Source organism: Dactylosporangium sp. CA-092794 (genome assembly GCF_050948465.1).
Classification (GTDB): domain Bacteria; phylum Actinomycetota; class Actinomycetes; order Mycobacteriales; family Micromonosporaceae; genus Dactylosporangium.
In genome coordinates this window covers 12663701-12680176 of the sequence record NZ_CP192044.1, presented here as the reverse complement: position 1 = coordinate 12680176, position 16476 = coordinate 12663701, and the positions used below count along the sequence as shown (strand labels likewise).

Sequence of the window (16476 nt, the reverse complement as noted above, 5' to 3'; positions counted from 1 at the left end):
TGTGAGACGTGCCGCCGTCTTCTGTGAGCTGTCGGCGGCGAGTCTGTGACATTCGGACAGGTCTGACAAACGATCTTGCGTTGTGATAGAACCGCCGTGACCTGCGCTCGGATGCGCGGGCTGGCTTTACTCGATGAGGTCGTCGAGTCCGTCGTCGGGGAACCGGTGGGGGTTGGTGGCCGGGTTGTCCGGGCCGTGGTCCGAGGGCAGTTCGTGCAGCCACCGGCGCAGGCCGGGATCTGCGGCGAGGGTCCAGGCCGGGCCGGCGGGGTGTTCGCCGTGGATGCCGGTGGCCACCGGCATGGCGGTGGGTACGCCGGCGAGAGCGTCGAGCAGGTGCCGCTCGCGGCGCCGGCCGGGCACCCGCAGCAGCACCGGGTAGCGCGGCCCGTAGGCGGCGAGTTGCTCATAGCCGCGCAGCTTCTTCAATACGGTGCCGAGGTTCTCGGTGCCGCGATCGTGCTCCACGAAGAAGCCGACTTCCCTGCCGCCGGCGATCCACACCCCGTGTCCGTCGGGCTGGATGCCGGAGCGGGCGTAGACGGCGGTGGTGTGCTGCTCGGACCACCAGCGGGCAAGTGCTGCGTTGTCGTCGGTGCGGGCGTATGCGGCCAGATCGATGAAGAGCTGGTTGGTGCCGAGCAGGTGGGCGAGTTTGCGGCTGCCGATGATGCGTTCGGTGCGGTCGATGCTCGAGCGGGGCGCGCGGGCGTCGGGCCGGTTCGGGTCGTTGAACTGCGTCGGGTAGACCACGGCGCCGAGCGGGCCGAGGGTGTAGAGGTACTGCCGGTCGCCGGTGGTGACGTCGACGAACCGGCTGACCGCCTCCAGCCCATGCAGGACGGCCAGCCGTAGCCTGGCCGCGCGACGCGACGGGAACAGCGCCGCCGCGATCTGGTCCGTCGACAGGACGTAGTGCTCGGCGAGCCAGGACAGCAGGGTGTGATCGCGGACGGTCAGGTGCCGGAGCCGGTCGAGCCGGAGCAGCCGAGACGATGACGAGCGGTGGGTAGACGAGGAGCCGGAGCGACTGGAGGAAGACGGCTGTCCGGAGGGCAGTGGGCCGGACCGGGAGTGACCAGAGGAGGAAGAGTCGTTGGAGAAGGCGTCGTGAGCGGACACGGGTGGAGCTCCTAAGCGGAAGAGGTTCCCTCCTACGGAGGGGTGTCTGAATTCGGCTGGACGGGGATCTCGGGCGGTCATCGCCGGTGTGCAGCATTGACAGACCCACTGCGGGGATCTGTCAGGGCGGCAGAGGTGATCAGTGGTGAAGGGCTGGTGAAGCCCTTACGGAAGGGACGAGGACAGCAGTTCCGGTGCGGCTGACAGCTGCGTCGAGCGCTGTCAGCCGCCGCAGTTGCCGCTCAGGTTTGCGGTTTCCGGCCGTTGCCGCGGTTGCGGCGCCCGTCGTCGGGTTTCGCGGAGAACCGCTCGACGAGTTCGTCGATCGCACTGGTGTCCTGCGCCGGCACGGCCTGCGCGGCGGCCTGCCGGATCGCGGTCGCCCCGCCGACGAGGGGTTTCGGCGGCCGGGTCCGCATCGTGAACGCCGGCGTCTGCCGCCCGGCCACCACGAGGCGGCTGGCGGCGGTGTAGGCGTCCAGATGGGTCAGGTCGTGCTCATCCAACTCGGGCAGGGTGTGCCTGGCCAGCACCCGGGCGTCTTCCGGCGCCACGCTGAAGTACAACTTGTTCCGCGCGTTCGCCGACGCCGCTGCCAGGAGGTCCTTCGGGAACTGGGCCAGGTCCTGGTGCGCCAGCACCATGGACAGCCGGTACTTGCGGGCCTCGGCCAGCATCGAATCGAGGCTGTTCGCCAAGGTCAGAAAGTTCTGGCACTCGTCGATGATCAACGTGGCGTCGCGTCGCCGGTCCGCCGGCACACTGGCCCGGGCAGTCGCCGCCTGCCACACCTGGGCCAGGACCAGCGAGCCGAGCAGCTTGCTGGTGTCCTCACCCAGCTGGCCCTTCGGGATCCGCACCAACAGCGCGCCACCGTCGAGGATTTTGCCCATGTCGAAGCTCGACTTCGGGTAACGCATCGTGCGCTTGACGAAGTCCCGCAGCAGAAACGCCCGCAACCTCGCGAGGACCGGGCCGATGACCTGCGAGCGCAGCGCCGGGTTGAGCTCGTCGTACCACTGCCAGAACCCGGACAGCCCGGCCGGGTCGTCCAGACCGACGGTCATCGCCGACCGGAACTGCGCCGAGTTGAGCAGGGGCGGGATGTGCTGCAGCGTGACGTTGGCGTGCCGCAGCAGGGTGAGGCAGGCGACCCGCATGACGTCGTCCATCCGCGGCCCCCACGCCTTGGCGAAGATGTTGCCGAAGATCGACACGAGGTTGTCCACGACCAGGTCGGGGTCGTCCCCGGCGAGCGGGTTGAGGGTGGGCGGGTTGGGCTGGTCGGGGTCGAACAGCACCACCCGCCCGGCGACGGAGGCGGGGAGCCGGTCGAGGATGTCCAGGACCATGTCGCCGTGCGGGTCGATGACCACGGTGCCGCGGCCGGCCTTGATGTCGTCGACCGCGAGGTTGACCAGCAGCGTGGTCTTCCCGGAGCCCGTCGATCCGACCACATGCAGGTGATACCTCGCGTCCGGCACGGACAGGGCCACCGCGTGGCCGCCGACTTCGGCATCGCCGAGGACCTTGACGCCCCGCCCGCCGGTCGGCACCGCCACCGGCGCCGGCATCGACTTCGCCCGGGCCCGGTCCAGCCCCGGCACGGCCAGGTCGCGCGGCAGCGCCGCCCACACCGCCAGCTCCGGGGTAGAGGCCAGGAACCCCGCACCGAGCCGCCGTGTCGCCAACACGGCCACCGGGGCGGCCATCCGCGCCCGATGGGCCAGCCGGTTCCGGCCGGCGTACACGGCGAACGAGGACGCGACCGCGTCGGCCACGCCCCGCAGCCGCGGATACGGATCGCTGCCGGCGCGACGACCGTCTTTGGCGATCGCGTACCTAATCCCGGCGGTCCACAGCGGGTGGGCGGTCTTGTCGAGGATCGCCCGCACATCCCGCTCCACCCCTGGATCGCGGCGGGCCGCCGGCTGCGTGCCGGTACGCCCGGTCGTGCTGCGCCCGGGCAGGAACAGCTCGAGCAGCCACAGCACCGGCAACGCGGGGTTGATCGTCGGCACGGCGGTCTTGCCGTCGCGCAACCGGCCAGCGGCGCGCCGGGCCCGGGCCGCCCGCCGCGGGCCGGCGGGCCGGGCGAGGACCTGCACACAGGCGTACTCGCCGGCTTTGAGCTGGGAACCGGCCGCCATCAACGCCCGCAGCGGGTCGTTGTCATGCTCGGTCTCGAACGGCAGCCACTCCGCGGCGCTGGGCAGCAGGTGCCCGCCGACCGCGGCCGGCACGTCGAGCGGGATCGGCGCGGCGGCCTGCTCCTCGGTGGTGCAGGCGACACTGGGCCAGGCCGCGCGGACCGCGGCCTCGACCGCACCATGGGGCACGGTGCCGGGCACCCAGACCGAGATCAGCAGCTGCCGGCCGGACCAGGTGTACTGCCACACCACGTGCGGGCTGCCATACAGCAGCCGCCGTCGACGGGACGGGGTCAGCGTGCCGTGCAGGTTCGCCCACAAAGCGGCGGCGCTGTGCGGGTCGACCTCCGGCGGCGGCGCGATCGTGACCAGCCGCGCGCCCTCGGCGTGGCGGCGGTGCCGCCACCCATCGAGCAGATTGCGGCCGGCCACGTAGACCACCAGCAGCCCTGCGGCGACCGCGAGCAACCACGGCCGGTCGGCCGCCCAGCCGGCGGTGTGCAGCACCCACTGCGCAGGCGGGCTGGGTGGGGAAACGAGACCGGCGCCCGGCCCGGAAGGGCTGGGCGCCGGTGACGGCGACGCGAGCAGAATGGTCGGCGGTGGTCTCACAGCTCGTCCTCCCCACCGTCGTCGAGGTCGACGAGGTCGGACGGCTTCGTCGTGGCCAGGAGGTGCTCGGCCTGCGAGCTGATCGACTCGAATGCGGTCCGGTTCGTGCCCGAGATCAACAGGCCGTGCCCGACGCGGGCGGACAGCAGCATCCGCCGTTCCCCGACGGTCAGCCCGAACGCGTCGGCGACCGCCTCGATCGCCTGCGGCGCCTGCTGCAGCAACACCTGAGTCGCGGCGTTGGACACCACGGCCTGGCCGAGGTCGGTGCCGAGGACATCGGCGACGTCCTGGGTGATCACCGACAGACCAGCGTTGCGTTTCCGGCCGGCCTTGCTCATCTTGAACAGGAACCGGGCGCCTTCGCCGTCGCGCATGAGCAGCCACGCCTCGTCCACCACGACCAGCCGCCGGGTCGCCAGCCGGGCCCGGCCGGGGGCGTCCACCGACCGCCAGATCGAGTCCAGGGCGAGCAGGGTGCCGACGGTACGCAGCTCGTCGGGCAGGTGCCGCAGGCTCCAGACCACCAGGTGCCCGTCCGGGCGGGTGGTGGTCGGGCCGTCGAACAGGTCCGAGAAGGAGCCGGCCACCCAGGGCGCCAGGCGCGCGGCGAGCTGCGCCGCGGCCGGATCAGTGTCGGCCTGCAGGACACCGGCCAGATCGCGTAGCAGCGGCGCGGGCCGATGGTGGGTGGCCGGGTCGGCGGTGATCCCGGCCTGCCGGTACACGGCCAGGATCGCCCGGTCCAGGGCGGCGCGTTCGGCCGGCGGCGGCAGCTGCCCGAGCAGCACCGAGATGAGGGTGTGCAGGAACAGTCCGCGCCGGGTGAGTACATCGGGGCGGGTGTCGCCGACCGGCAGATCGAGGGGGTTGATCTTCACTCCGGTGACGCCGAGCCGCACGATGGTGCCGCCGACGGCGTCGGCCAGCCGGAGGTATTCGTCCTCGGGGTCGACGATCGCGCAGACCACGCCCTGGTAAAGGTTGCGCAGGACGTCGAGCTTGACGAAGTAGCTTTTCCCGGCGCCGCTTCTGGCCAGGACGACGGAGTTGTAGTTCTCCTGCGCCCAGCGGTCCCACCAGACGATGCCCTGCGAGTCGGGGTTGATCCCGTAGAGCACGCCGCCGGTGGTGGCCGCGTCGCCCGGCAGCGGCGCGGGCAGGTCCGCGCTGGCGAGCGGGAAGGCGGCGGCCAGGGCCTGGGTGTCCATGGTGCGGCGCATCTGCAGCGAGTCGGTCGCCAGGGGCAGGGTGGTGGTCCAGCCGGGCAGGTGCCGCCAGGTGGCCGGCTGGACCTCGATCAGGGTGGAGGCGGCGGCGGCCTTCACCTGCGCGCACGCCTCGAGCAGTTCGGTCTCGGTGCGGGCGTGGACGGTGAGGTACAGCCCGACGCGGAACAGCTTCGCCGCGCCGCGGGCCAGACGTTCGGCGAGGTCGGCGGCGTCGTCGGCGGCGGCCTCGACGTACGGGTCGGCGAGCTTGCCCTTCTGCTCGTCCGCGCGGCGGGAGGATTCGAATCGGGCCCGTTGGTTGCGCAGCCGGGCCGCGGCGACGGGGGCCGGGATGGGGTCGATGTGCAGGGCGAGGTCGAGCCGGCCGGGCCAGGACAGCAGTGGTTCGAGCCAGGCCGGGCCGACCTCGGCCGGGTAGCCGGTGACGACGAGGGTGGCGGCGTAGCCGTCGCCCACCCGCAGGAACCGGGGGGTGACTTCGACCGAGGCCGGCGCGACTGCGGCGGCCAGGGCGGCGGGCGGCGTGCTGTCGCCGGCGTCAACGGTGGGTGCGGCGCGTCGGCGCCGGACGGAGATCACGATGTCCTCCTGGTGCGCGGCCTCCCTGCCGGGGGCGCGGTGATGACGGTGTTGGGCGCGGCCAGCCCGCCGGGGCGGGGCGGCCGGTACGGGTCCGCGGCGGCCGCGAGGGCCGCGGTGGCGGCGTGTCCGTCCAGGGCTCGGGTGGTGACGCCGAGCCCGGACAGCGACCGGACGGTGTCGTCGGCGCGGCGGCGGGCGGCGTGCTCGCCGCGTTCGCCGGTGCCGGTGCGGGTGACGATGAGGACCTGCCGGCGCAGCGGATCGCGGCGCTCGGCGAGGTCGTCGAGGAATTTCGCGTGGTCGGCCGCCGCGTCCGCGAGGGCCGGGTGCGGCATCCGGTCCGCCGCTGCGGCGAGCGTGCGGGCGTGCGAGTGCAGGTCGACCGGCTGCGCCGACACGACGATCTGCGTCGCCGTGGACAGGCTGTTGAGCCAGCGGCCGAACGTGTCGATGAGTGCGGCCTGCTCGTCGGCGGTGCGCAGCGCCAGGTTGACGCTGGTCGCGGCCACCATCGCCGCCTTCGTGCCGCCGAGGTTGATCTCGCCGCGTTCGTCGACGGCGTCGGCCGGCAGTTTCAGCGGCGCCGGGAGCATCACCTTCGACGCCGGCGCCTGCACCCAGTCGGGCGTCTTGGCGGTCGTGTCGGTCGTGGACAGCGCCCGCGGTGCGCGGGAGTGCCGCACCGCCGCGGTCAGCCACACGTCCATCGGCAGCCCGTCGCGGCGGCCCACGGCCAGGCCGAACACCAGCCCGCCGAGGACCACGGCGGCGCCGAGCAGCACCGGTACCGGCAGCACCTGGTGCAGGGCCTGCCAGCCGCCGTAGCCCACGACGGCGGCGACGGCCAGGATCGCCAGCTGCCGGAAGGTCAGGCCGTAGAGCACCTTGTCCGGCGCGTCGACGTCCGCGGGCATGCGCGCCCTGACGGTTTCCTCGTCGCGGCGGTCGCGGCGGGTCATCAGGCCACCGCCCGCACGCCGGGGATGCGCAGCCCTCGGGTGAGCTGCTGCACGACCACGACCCGCACGATCGTGCCGAGGAAGTTGGGGCTGCGTCCGCCGCCGCTGGTGGCGAAGCGGCGCATCAGCCCGGGCACTTTGACGGTGGTCCAGAGCAGGACCATCACCACGAACATGTTGATCACGCCGCCGGGATCCATCGGCAGGCCGAGGACGGGCAGCATGTTGGCGGTGTCGAGCATCATCCACTGCCCGGCGAACAGCACGAACGCCTGCACCACCGGGATGGCGAGCATGGTGACGTAGGAGCGCCACCACATCCGGGCCACCGGGTCGGTCTGCGGCAGCGCATGGCACGCGAGGGCGATCGGCGCGACGGCGGTCAGCACGAGGGCGACCGCGAACCGGACGATCACGCTGCAGGCCGTGGCGGCGAGCAGGAACACGATGATGGCCAGGCAGACGATGAACAGCAGCGCGGCCGTCTTGTCGCGGGCCGCCAGCATGTTCGTCTTAACGGCGTTGAGCGCGCCGTCGCCGTCGAAGTTCTGCGCCGTCAGCGCCTGGGTGAACGCGTTGGCCAGTTCGATGAGCTTGCCGGCGATCAGCTGGGAGAAGTGCGCGGTGACGAACCCGACGATGCACCGCGGCAGCAGGTCCTTGGCGGTGTAGCGGGCGCGTTCATCGCCGCCGGCGACCATGGTCAGGGCGCCGGCGGCGAGGAACGCGAGGACGAAGACGGTGTCCACGACCCAGATCGACCGGCCGGTCAGGGCCTTCACCTGCGGCAGGGCCGTGACGTCCGGGGTGATCAGCAGCGCGTGGGTGATCGCGCCGATCAGCCCGTTGAGGCAGTCCAGCAGGATGCCCGCGAACCAATCGAGGATCCCGTTCAGCAGGTAGCCCATCGCCGCTCAGCCCCCGACGATGCCTTTGACGACCTGCAGCAGGATCGGGGCGAGCACGGCCAGGCCGTAGCCGACCAGGGCGTTCTTCAACGCGCCTTTGGCCTTGTCGACCTGGGCGGGGTCGCCGCCGGCGGTCGCCCAGTACACGCCCGCGAGGACCAGGAACAGGGTGGCGACGGCGGCCAGGATGCCCATGACCCACGTCTGCAGGTTGCTGATGACGGTGGGCAGGTCGTTGGCGGCCAGGATGACCGGCGCGCCGGTGTCGGCGTAGGCGGCGGCCGGCACTGACAGCATCAACGCGACGGTCGCGAGGTGCGCGCCGACCCGGCCGGCACGGCGGGCGACACGACGTGATGTGTCCGATGTGGACAGTACGGTGATGAGGGCACGCAGGCGTGCCCGCGGGATGCGGGACATGGGTGGGTTCACCTCCCGCCCGGCGCCGCGCAACGGCGGGTGCCCGGGCGTGTGCTCGAACGGCGGTCAGGGACCGCCGCCGGGCGCGGGAGGCAGGCGTCCGGCGAAACCGCGGCGGACCTCGGGAGGAGCTCGTCCTCCCATTCGGGTTGGCGGTGTTCGATGAGGTGTCAGCGCATCAACATGGCGCGGCACCCGAGGCGCCCGGCTCGCATCGGCCATGTCTCGGCCCGGCGGCGAGCGGAACCAGCCGTCCGGTGCGCCCGGTCTGAGATCCGGTGGCGCGCCGCGGTGGTTCCGCACCCTCAAACCGGCGTTTGTGAGCTGTGGCGAACACCTCGATGTCTCACAGCGTCTGACAACAGACTCACAACGCTGCACGAATGTCTGACAGCGCAGCTCAGAGGCCCTCTGCCGCGATCAGCCGGCTGGCTGGCGCGGTCGCGCGGCTCGCCGGTCCGGTCTCACAGCACCCTCACGGCGCGAGCTGGGCCGAGCCCTGACAGATCCTTGTGAGACGACGTCAGCCTCACAACCCTTGACAAGGGCTCGTCCGTCCCGCTCGCCGAACGCCGCACGGCGTGCCGAGGATGTACTGGGCGCTGCGGGAACCCGGCTTGCGTCCAAGGGTCGGGGGCAGACGAACGCGGGCCCGACATCAAGGGTCGGGCCCGCGCGGCGGGAGGGGGCTTGGGCTGGACGTCAGGCGGCGGCCAGGGCTGGCGACGGTGAGACGGCGGCGCTGCGTCCAGCGCGGATGCGCTGACGCTTGCTGGCCTTGCGGGCCAGGTCGTCGCGGGCACGCGGGGAGGTCACCTCGGTGAGCAGGCCCTCGGCCAGGGCGTCGGCGATGCGCTCGTCGATGCGCTCGACCCGCCGGCGCAGGGTGTCCACGGCCAGCCCGAGCCGGGCGGCGATCGGCTCGACGGCACGGTGGCCCAGCCGCAGGTCGATGTAGGGCTGCTCATCGCAGACGTCGACGATGCCCAGCTGTACGGCGCGGCGCACCAGCAGGTCCGGGTGCCCGTACGGGCGTTTCGGGGTGCGCGGGCCGGTGACGTGCTCGAGGTTTTCCACCGGGGTCGCCTCGGCGCCGTCGCGCTGACGCAGTTCATAGCCGGCGCGCCAGGCCGCCTTGCACAGTGCCGCGTACGGCGCGGGTCGGACGAGGTCGACCCGGTCGCGCAGGGCGGTCAGGAACCCGGTGAGGATCTCCGCGTCCAGGTCGTCGGCGTCGCCGGCCCAGCCGGTGCGTAGCTGCCCGGCGTAGCGGCGCAGCGCTGGCATCGCGAGGGCGGTGGCGGCGATGACCCACTCCGGGCCGTCCAGGCGGGCCCGGCGGATCAGCTCTCGCCAGACGACGTCACGCACGGTGTAGGCGCGCGGGTGCTGCAGGAGCCACTGTCCCAGCGCCGGCAGAGTGATGACACCGGCCGGCAGGCCGCTGTCAGCACCGATCGGGTCGGTCAGCTGGTCCAGGTCGAGGGACAACGGATCCGGGTCGCAGGTGAGTTTGGCGAACGCGGCGTCCACGGCGTCCAGCGGCGAGTCGGGCCAGTCCTTGGCGGACACGGTCATGTCAAGAACTCCAATGACAGAGAAGGATGTCGATGACACGCCGGCGCCGGTACGGCCGGCGTGCCTGACCGTGATTGCGCCACGCCGGTCTCACAAGGCACTGACATCGCAGGCCAGCGCCGGTTGACACCCGACCCAACCGCCCGACCGGCGCTCTGACAACCGCCGTCGGTTACCGGCCTCTCGGTTGCCGCAGGGCTGACAAAGGTGCGCTGAGCTGCGCATTGACAATGACGTGCTGGCGCGGATGCCACCACGCGCCGACGGGCCAGCGACGATGACACGGCGGCGCCAGAGAGGCGGACAGGGCGTCCGGGCGATCTCACAGCGTCTGACGGCTTCTCACCGCGCCTCGCAGTGGCGCGGCGTCAGACTTCGCCGATCTGACAGCGCCGTCGGACGTCATCACCGCCGACAGCGCCGCGCCGCCGCCGTTGCTGACAGACGACGCGCCGGACGGGTGTCACACCCGTCTGACAACGCCAAGATCGAATGTCATGGCCTGAGGCGGTGCCGGCGGCCCGCAGCGCCACCGTGCCGTTGTCATCCTCCGGGCTGGCAGTGCAGCACGCCACTGTCATGTCATCGACAGCCGTCATTGTCATTGTCCGGGTGCCGGTCACGGTGGGTATCTGACAACGAGCAACTGTCCGGCCTCCGCGCCGATCTCACAACGCTGATCCACTCTGGCCCGAGCATGCGCGCCGCAACGATGGCGAAGCGGGACAGAACCGGACTGTGTGGACCGCTCGCGGCGCTGTCAGGGTTTTGTGAGACCGCTGTGAGATCGGCAGGTGTTCGCCACAGCTCACAAACGCCGGTTTGAGGGTGTCAGCGCACCACGGCGCGGCGCGGAGCCGACACCACATGAGCGAGCACACGCCGCAGCACGATCCCCGCAATCCCGCATCCACCTCCGACCCGGGCACCGCCGGCCTCGCCGGCGGGGCCGAGGCGGCCCAGACGGACCTGGTGGCCGGTGATCCGCCGGTACCGCTCACCGTCTGGCGCACCGCCCGCACCGGCGCCGACGTCGGGCGTAGCATCGGCGCCCGGCTCGCCGCCCGCCTGGTGGCCGCCTACAGCCGCCCGGGCGAGGCCGTCGTCGACCTCACCGACCGCCACGCCCTCAGCCAGGCGTGCGCGGCCGGCGGCCGGCGGCACCACCCGGCCTGGTTCACCGACGCCTCCAGCCTGATCATCGGCCCGGCCACCCCGGCCGCCTCCAACCAGACCACCACGGACACCACCGACGGCACTGCCGCCGAGGACGGCGACGACGTGCCGGAACTGGGCGCCTGGTTCGGTGACGACCTCACCGACCCGGACCTGCCCACCGGCTCCACCACCACCGAGCCCGTCACCGACCTGCCCCCGGACGGGTCGCTGCAGCAGGCCACCAGCCTCGTGGTCGCCTGCTGGCCCCTCGACGAGGCCGACGCCGCCAACCGGGTCCGCCTGGCCTGGCTGCTGACCGCCTGCGCCCGGCTGCTGCGCCCCGGCGGCTGCCTCATCCTCGTCGTCGCCGTCCCCGCCGGCTCGGCCACCGGCACCACCGGCCCGGAGGACTTCTCGCCGGTCGTGACCGCGGCGGCCAGTGTCGGGCTCGGCTACCTGCAGCACATCGTCGCGGTCGCCGCGGACATCAGCGACGGCGGCGACGCGTTCGTCTACCACGTCACCGACGAGGAACTGCTCACGCTCGTCGGCGCCACCGGCGCGCAGTGGCAGGTCGCGCATCTGCGCATCCACGCCGACCTGCTCGTATTCAGCCAGTCCCAGAGCCAGCGCCCGGTGGGGCAGCGACGGGCCGGGCGCGAGGGCGGTGGTCGCCGTGGCTAAGCGACCCACCACCGTCGCGGCAGCCGAGCCCGACGAGCCCAACAAGGGGATCGGCGCTGCGGACGTCACCTACGACGGACGCCACCGCGCCGATCCCGCCCCGGAGCGGCTGTCGGTGTGGGCGACCGCGCAGGCAACCGGCCCGGTCCAGCGCAAGGGCCGATATGTGCGGGAGTCGGTGCAGCACCCGGCGCGGATGCTGCCGGCGATCGCCGCGCACGCCGTCACCGCCTACACCCGGCCCGGCGACCTCGTGCTGGACCCGATGTGCGGGATCGGCACCACCCTCGTTGAGGCGGTCCACGCCGGGCGGGACGCGATCGGCGTGGAGTACGAGTCGCGCTGGTCGGACATCGCCGACGCCAACATCCGCCACGCCCACGCCCAGGGCGCGACCGGCCGGGCCGGCGTGATCCGCGGCGACGCCACCGGCATCCTGTCGCTGGTCCCCGAGGCCCTGGCCGGGCAGGTGGCGCTGGTTGTCACGTCGCCGCCGTACGGGCCGACCGTGCACGGCCTCGTGCGGCCGGGTGCGGACGGGGTAGCGAAGTTCGACAACGCCTACAACGACGGCACCGACAAGGGCAACCTCGCCTACCGCGACCTCACCGGCCTCACCGACGGGTTCGCCCAGATCCTGGCCGGCTGCGCGACGCTGCTGAAGCCCGGCGGGGTGGTCGTGGTGACCGCCCGGCCGTGGCGCAAGCACGGCGAACTGGTCGACCTCCCGTCGGCGGTGATCGGCGCCGGGCTGCGGGCCGGGCTGACCCCGGTGGACCGGTGCGTGGCGCTGCTCGCCGCCGTCCGCGACGGCGGGCTGGTCGCCCGGCCGTCGTTCTTCCAACTGCAGCAGGTCCGCCGGGCACGCGCGGCCGGAACGCCCATGCACCTGATCGCGCACGAGGACGTCCTCGTGTTCGTCAAGGGCCAGCCCGGCGACGGGCCGACCGGCGGCGGGGTGGTCGCATGAGTGCACCCACGGAGCCGTCAGGCCGCTACCTGAGCCTGGGCGCCGGCATTCAGAGCACCACGTGCCTGCTGCTGGCGATCCAGGGCAAGATCCCGCCCTTCGACGCGACGATCTTCGCGGACACCGGCTGGGAACCCGCCGCCGTCTACACCCACCTGGACCGCCTCGAGCGGCTCGCCGCCGCGGCCGGGATCCCGGTCGTGCGGGTAGGCGTCGGCGATATCCGCGTCGACGCGCTCGATCCGGCGCACCGCTTCGCGTCGATGCCGCTGTTCACCCTGGGCCCGAACGGTGAACACGGGATGGCGCGGCGGCAATGCACCGCCGAGTACAAGATCAAACCCATCAAGGCGGAGGTGCGTCGCCGGCTCGGATACCCGTATCCGCAGCGGATCCCGGCCGGCGTGTTCGTCGAGATGGCCATCGGGATTTCGGTCGACGAGGTCCATCGGGCCCGGGACGCGGACGTGGCCTACATGCGCAACACGTTCCCGCTGCTGGATCTCGGCTGGCGGCGCAGCGACTGCGTCACCTACCTCGCCGAACACGGCCTGGGCAGCACACCCCGCTCAGCCTGCATCGGGTGCCCGTACCACACCGACGCAGAGTGGGCGCGGCTCCGCGAGCAGAACCCAGCCGAGTGGGCGGACGCGGTCGCGTTCGACGCGGCGATCCGCCACGGGTCGGCCCGGGCCAACGCCGACGGGCATCCGCTGCGCGGGCAGTTCTTCCTGCACCGCCAGCGGGTCCCGCTCGATGTGGTCCGGCTGCGCCCACAGTCAGCCGAGGAGGCGGACGCCCCAGGATGCGGGCCGTGGACCTGCCCACACGCCAACGAGCAGGCTCCCGTCGCCGCCATTGAGGCCGATGGGGCCGGTCTGTCGGTCCGGGAGGTGGCGTGAGTGCCCCTCCCGTCCCGCAGCCCGGACCCGGCCACGGGCCACGGGTCGGATCCCTGTGCACTGGCTACGGCGGGCTTGACCTGGCCGTCGAGCTGGTGCTCGGCGGCCAGCTCGTCTGGTACGCCGAAACCGACCCGCACGCCCGCACCGTCCTGGCCACACGGTGGCCGGACGTCGCCAACCTCGGCGACATCCGGGCCGTCGACTGGGGCGCCGTCGAGCCGGTCGATGTCCTCACCGCCGGGTTCCCCTGCCAGGACATCAGCAACGCCGGCAAACGCGCCGGCATCACCGGAGCGCACTCCGGTCTGTGGAGCGCCGTCGTCGACGCCGTTCGCGCGCTACACCCGCCGGTCCTCTACGTGGAGAACGTGGCCGCGCTCCTCCGGCGCGGGTTCGACCGGGTCCAGTCCGACCTGGCCGCGCTCGGGTACGACACGCGGTGGCTATGCCTACGCGCGTCCGACGTCGGTGCCGCTCACCGCCGAGACCGCCTGTTCCTGCTGGCCGTCCCGGCAGGCGTCTTCGACGAACGCGCCGACGTTGCCGACCCCGTGCGCGCGTGACGGCAAGGGCCCGGGGCTGCCGTACGGGCTGCCCGATCTGCTCGAGCCCGGCGGCAGCCGACACGGGTTGCTGCCGACGCCGACGGCGGTCGCGTACGGGTCGAACCGGTCCCTGTCGGCAGGTGCGACCCGCCGGCCCGGCCTGCACCAACTGGCCGGGCAGTTGCTGCCCACGCCCACGGTGGCCGACAGCCGCTCGTCGGCGAACGCCACCGCCGGGCGTAGCGTCCCGATGGTCGGGCACGCCGGTCGCACGCTGACCGACGCCGCCCGGCTGCTGCCCACCCCGCGGGCCAGCGACACCGGCACGGCGGGTCGGCGTGCCGGAGCGGGGTTCCGGCCGCCGCTGTCGCAGGTGCTGCTGCCCACGCCCCGGGCGTCGGACGGAGAGAAGGGCTGCCCGGGGCAGCGGGGGTCGCACGGTGATCTCACGTTGCCGTCGGCCGCCGTGCAGGTCCGCACGCTGCCGACCCCGCGCGCGTCGGATGGGCACGGGGCGTGGCGGCACGGCGACGGTGGCGCGGACCTGATCACCGCGGTGTCTGCCCTGGGCACCCCTGACGAAGATCGATGGGGCGTCTATGCGGCGGCGGTCGCCCGGTGGGAGCTGCTGCTCGGCCGGGTGGTGCCCGAGCCAACCCAGCCCGGCAAGCACGGCAAGCCCGTGCTGGCGCCCCCGTTTGTGGAATGGCTCATGGGCCTCGACCCGGGCTGGGTCACCGGGCTGGGCCTGCCGCGCACCGCCGCGCTGCGGGTGCTCGGCAACGGCGTCGTGCCGCAGCAGGCAGCGGTCGCGCTGCGGCTGCTGCTGTGTCCGCACCGGTGGGCGGTGGCCGGATGACCAGTGACCGCCCAACTGGCCACAGCCTGACTGGATACGAGTACCACCGGGCGGGGCCGGTCACCTTATATCTGGGTGACGCCGCCGACGTGCTGGCCGCCATGCCGGACAGCAGTGTCGACGCCGTCGTCACCTCGCCGCCGTTCTGGTCACTGCGTGACTACGGCACCGGTGCCTGGGTTGGCGGTGACGGCGGCTGCGGACATCGGCCTCCGGCGCGAAGCCGTGTCGACGGCGCCGTATGCCCGCGCTGTGGCGCGGTGTGGTCCGACCCGCAGTACGGCCTGGAAGCCACGGTCGAGCAGTACGTGGCGCGGCTGGTCGGCGTGTTCGACCAGGTCCGTCGGGTGCTGTCGCCGACCGGCACGTGCTGGCTCAACCTCGGCGACAGCTACTCCGGTGGGTCGAAACGTGCCTACGACACCGCCAGCGGCATTGCCGCGACCCGGCGGCTGCCGTCAGGGCGCAACGGGTCGCAGCTGCCCGCGAAGAACCTCATCGGGGTGCCCTGGCGGGTAGCGTTCGCGTTGCAGAGCTCGGGGTGGTGGCTGCGGAACGCGGTGATCTGGGCCAAGTCGAACCCGATGCCGGAGTCGGTCACCGACCGACTGTCCGCGACGTACGAGTTGCTGTTCCTGCTCACCACGTCGCAGCGGTACCACTTCGACCTGGACCCGGTCCGGCTGCCGCTCAAACGGCCGGAGGCGGCCGACGGCAGCCGGGTCTTCGGCGGCGCCCGCAAGGGCACCACCGGCGGAGTCGGCGCGACTGCCCGGCGCCGCGGTGGCCGCTACGGGGGCAAATACAACGCCGAGCACACTGCCGTGGAACCAGGCGCGGGGCGGGGAAACCTCGTCCCGCTCGGCCACGCGCACAGCGCGGCGCACCCGAAGGGCCGCAACCCGGGCGACGTGCGGACCATCGCCACCCGCCCGTATCGCGGTGCACACGTCGCGCCGTTCCCGCTCGACCTGCCGCTGCGGGCGATCGCCGCGGGCTGCCCGCCGGGCGGGGTGGTGCTCGATCCGTTCTCCGGGGCGGGCACCACCGGCCTCGCCGCCGTCCAGTTAGGGCGGCGGTACGTCGGCGTCGACATCGCGGCCGGTTTTCACGACGAGGCCATCGCCCGCCTCGCCCCACACCTGCCGGCCCACGAGGACGGGACGGGCAGATGAGCCTACGGGTCGTGCCGGTCACGTACGCCGAGGCGTGCTCGTTCATCACCGATTGGCACCGCCATCACCGGCCGCCGCAGGGGCACAAGTTCTCCATGGGCGTCGCCTGCGGCGAGGTGCTGGTCGGGGTGGCCGTGGTGGGCCGGCCGGTGGCCCGGATGCTCGACGACGGCCAGACCCTCGAGGTCACCAGGGTCGCCGTGGCCGACGGGGCCCGCAACGCCTGCAGCTTGCTCTACGCCGCGGCGTGGCGAGCGGCCAAAGCGCTCGGTTACCGCCGGCTCATCACGTACACGCAGGGCGGCGAGTCCGGGGCCAGCCTGCGCGCGGCTGGGTGGCGCGTCGTCGCCGCCCGGCCGCCCAGCCCCGGCTGGTCACGGCCCAGCCGTCCCCGCACCGATCGCGGCGCCGACGGCATCGCGCGACAACGGTGGCACGCCCCGGAGGCCTGACCCGGACCACCGCGCTATCGACCGAACGCGCCCACCTCGAACGGCCACCGCCCCGCGCGGTGGCCGTTCGCCGTCTGCACTCGTCTGGAAGGACCGACACCGACCGTGACTACCACACCCTCACCTCCGTATTCCGTCATCCGCTCCGCACAGACCGCACCGGGC

General features: G+C 72.7%; 14 protein-coding genes. 7 read left to right on the top strand and 7 right to left on the bottom strand.

What is annotated here, in order from left to right:
• Positions 1-126 precede the first annotated feature (126 nt).
• The 7 genes from ACQPXD_RS54965 to ACQPXD_RS54935 all read right to left on the bottom strand — a co-directional run bounded on the left by ACQPXD_RS54965 (position 127) and on the right by ACQPXD_RS54935 (position 9563).
• Positions 127-987, bottom strand: a complete 861-nt coding sequence (locus tag ACQPXD_RS54965) for a replication-relaxation family protein (RefSeq protein WP_432844318.1) — start codon at positions 985-987, stop codon at positions 127-129.
• 377 nt (positions 988-1364) lie between these two features.
• Positions 1365-3866: a type IV secretory system conjugative DNA transfer family protein gene (locus ACQPXD_RS54960; protein WP_432844316.1), complete on the bottom strand. Its 2502-nt coding sequence runs from the start codon at positions 3864-3866 to the stop codon at positions 1365-1367.
• A gap of 14 nt (positions 3867-3880) precedes the next feature.
• The gene (locus ACQPXD_RS54955; RefSeq protein WP_432832990.1) at positions 3881-5695 is read right to left on the bottom strand and encodes a VirB4 family type IV secretion system protein; all 1815 of its coding nucleotides are present in this window, start codon (positions 5693-5695) and stop codon (positions 3881-3883) included.
• A complete protein-coding gene (locus ACQPXD_RS54950) occupies positions 5692-6612 on the bottom strand; it encodes a PrgI family protein (RefSeq protein WP_432844314.1) in 921 nt (306 codons plus the stop codon). The genes ACQPXD_RS54955 and ACQPXD_RS54950 overlap by 4 nt, the downstream gene beginning before the upstream one ends.
• A 44-nt stretch (positions 6613-6656) precedes the next feature.
• On the bottom strand, positions 6657-7565 hold the full coding sequence (locus tag ACQPXD_RS54945) for a conjugal transfer protein TrbL family protein (RefSeq protein WP_432832988.1): 909 nt from the start codon (positions 7563-7565) through the stop codon (positions 6657-6659).
• A 6-nt stretch (positions 7566-7571) separates the two neighbouring features.
• On the bottom strand, positions 7572-7985 hold the full coding sequence (locus ACQPXD_RS54940; RefSeq protein WP_432832986.1) for a pilin: 414 nt from the start codon (positions 7983-7985) through the stop codon (positions 7572-7574).
• Positions 7986-8687: 702 nt separating this feature from the next.
• The gene (locus ACQPXD_RS54935; protein ID WP_432832984.1) at positions 8688-9563 is read right to left on the bottom strand and encodes a hypothetical protein; all 876 of its coding nucleotides are present in this window, start codon (positions 9561-9563) and stop codon (positions 8688-8690) included.
• A gap of 867 nt (positions 9564-10430) precedes the next feature.
• Here ACQPXD_RS54935 and ACQPXD_RS54930 point away from each other — a divergent pair.
• Genes ACQPXD_RS54930 through ACQPXD_RS54900 form a run of 7 tightly spaced genes read left to right on the top strand, consistent with a single transcriptional unit; the run spans position 10431 to position 16311 of the window.
• Complete coding sequence (locus tag ACQPXD_RS54930; RefSeq protein ID WP_432832982.1) at positions 10431-11405, top strand: hypothetical protein; 975 nt, start codon at positions 10431-10433, stop codon at positions 11403-11405.
• 49 nt (positions 11406-11454) lie between these two features.
• The gene (locus tag ACQPXD_RS54925; RefSeq protein ID WP_432844312.1) at positions 11455-12375 is read left to right on the top strand and encodes a TRM11 family SAM-dependent methyltransferase; all 921 of its coding nucleotides are present in this window, start codon (positions 11455-11457) and stop codon (positions 12373-12375) included.
• The gene (locus ACQPXD_RS54920; protein WP_432832980.1) at positions 12372-13277 is read left to right on the top strand and encodes a hypothetical protein; all 906 of its coding nucleotides are present in this window, start codon (positions 12372-12374) and stop codon (positions 13275-13277) included. The genes ACQPXD_RS54925 and ACQPXD_RS54920 overlap by 4 nt, the downstream gene beginning before the upstream one ends.
• Positions 13274-13843 (top strand): DNA cytosine methyltransferase, encoded by a 570-nt coding sequence (locus ACQPXD_RS54915; protein ID WP_432832978.1) that lies wholly within the window; start codon positions 13274-13276, stop codon positions 13841-13843. The genes ACQPXD_RS54920 and ACQPXD_RS54915 overlap by 4 nt, the downstream gene beginning before the upstream one ends.
• Complete coding sequence (locus tag ACQPXD_RS54910; RefSeq protein WP_432832976.1) at positions 13821-14684, top strand: hypothetical protein; 864 nt, start codon at positions 13821-13823, stop codon at positions 14682-14684. The genes ACQPXD_RS54915 and ACQPXD_RS54910 overlap by 23 nt, the downstream gene beginning before the upstream one ends.
• Positions 14681-15859, top strand: a complete 1179-nt coding sequence (locus ACQPXD_RS54905) for a DNA-methyltransferase (protein WP_432832974.1) — start codon at positions 14681-14683, stop codon at positions 15857-15859. The genes ACQPXD_RS54910 and ACQPXD_RS54905 overlap by 4 nt, the downstream gene beginning before the upstream one ends.
• The gene (locus tag ACQPXD_RS54900) at positions 15856-16311 is read left to right on the top strand and encodes an XF1762 family protein (protein WP_432832972.1); all 456 of its coding nucleotides are present in this window, start codon (positions 15856-15858) and stop codon (positions 16309-16311) included. The genes ACQPXD_RS54905 and ACQPXD_RS54900 overlap by 4 nt, the downstream gene beginning before the upstream one ends.
• Positions 16312-16476: the final 165 nt, after the last annotated feature.

What these genes read in the sequence shown, in the direction of transcription:
- ACQPXD_RS54950 (WP_432844314.1), bottom strand. Translation starts at nt 6,612, where the DNA reads ATGCCCGCGGACGTCGACGCGCCGGACAAGGTGCTCTACGGCCTGACC.
- ACQPXD_RS54930 (WP_432832982.1), top strand. Translation starts at nt 10,431, where the DNA reads ATGAGCGAGCACACGCCGCAGCACGATCCCCGCAATCCCGCATCCACC.
- ACQPXD_RS54935 (WP_432832984.1), bottom strand. Translation starts at nt 9,563, where the DNA reads ATGACCGTGTCCGCCAAGGACTGGCCCGACTCGCCGCTGGACGCCGTG.
- ACQPXD_RS54945 (WP_432832988.1), bottom strand. Translation starts at nt 7,565, where the DNA reads ATGGGCTACCTGCTGAACGGGATCCTCGATTGGTTCGCGGGCATCCTG.
- ACQPXD_RS54940 (WP_432832986.1), bottom strand. Translation starts at nt 7,985, where the DNA reads ATGTCCCGCATCCCGCGGGCACGCCTGCGTGCCCTCATCACCGTACTG.
- ACQPXD_RS54920 (WP_432832980.1), top strand. Translation starts at nt 12,372, where the DNA reads ATGAGTGCACCCACGGAGCCGTCAGGCCGCTACCTGAGCCTGGGCGCC.
- ACQPXD_RS54900 (WP_432832972.1), top strand. Translation starts at nt 15,856, where the DNA reads ATGAGCCTACGGGTCGTGCCGGTCACGTACGCCGAGGCGTGCTCGTTC.
- ACQPXD_RS54905 (WP_432832974.1), top strand. Translation starts at nt 14,681, where the DNA reads ATGACCAGTGACCGCCCAACTGGCCACAGCCTGACTGGATACGAGTAC.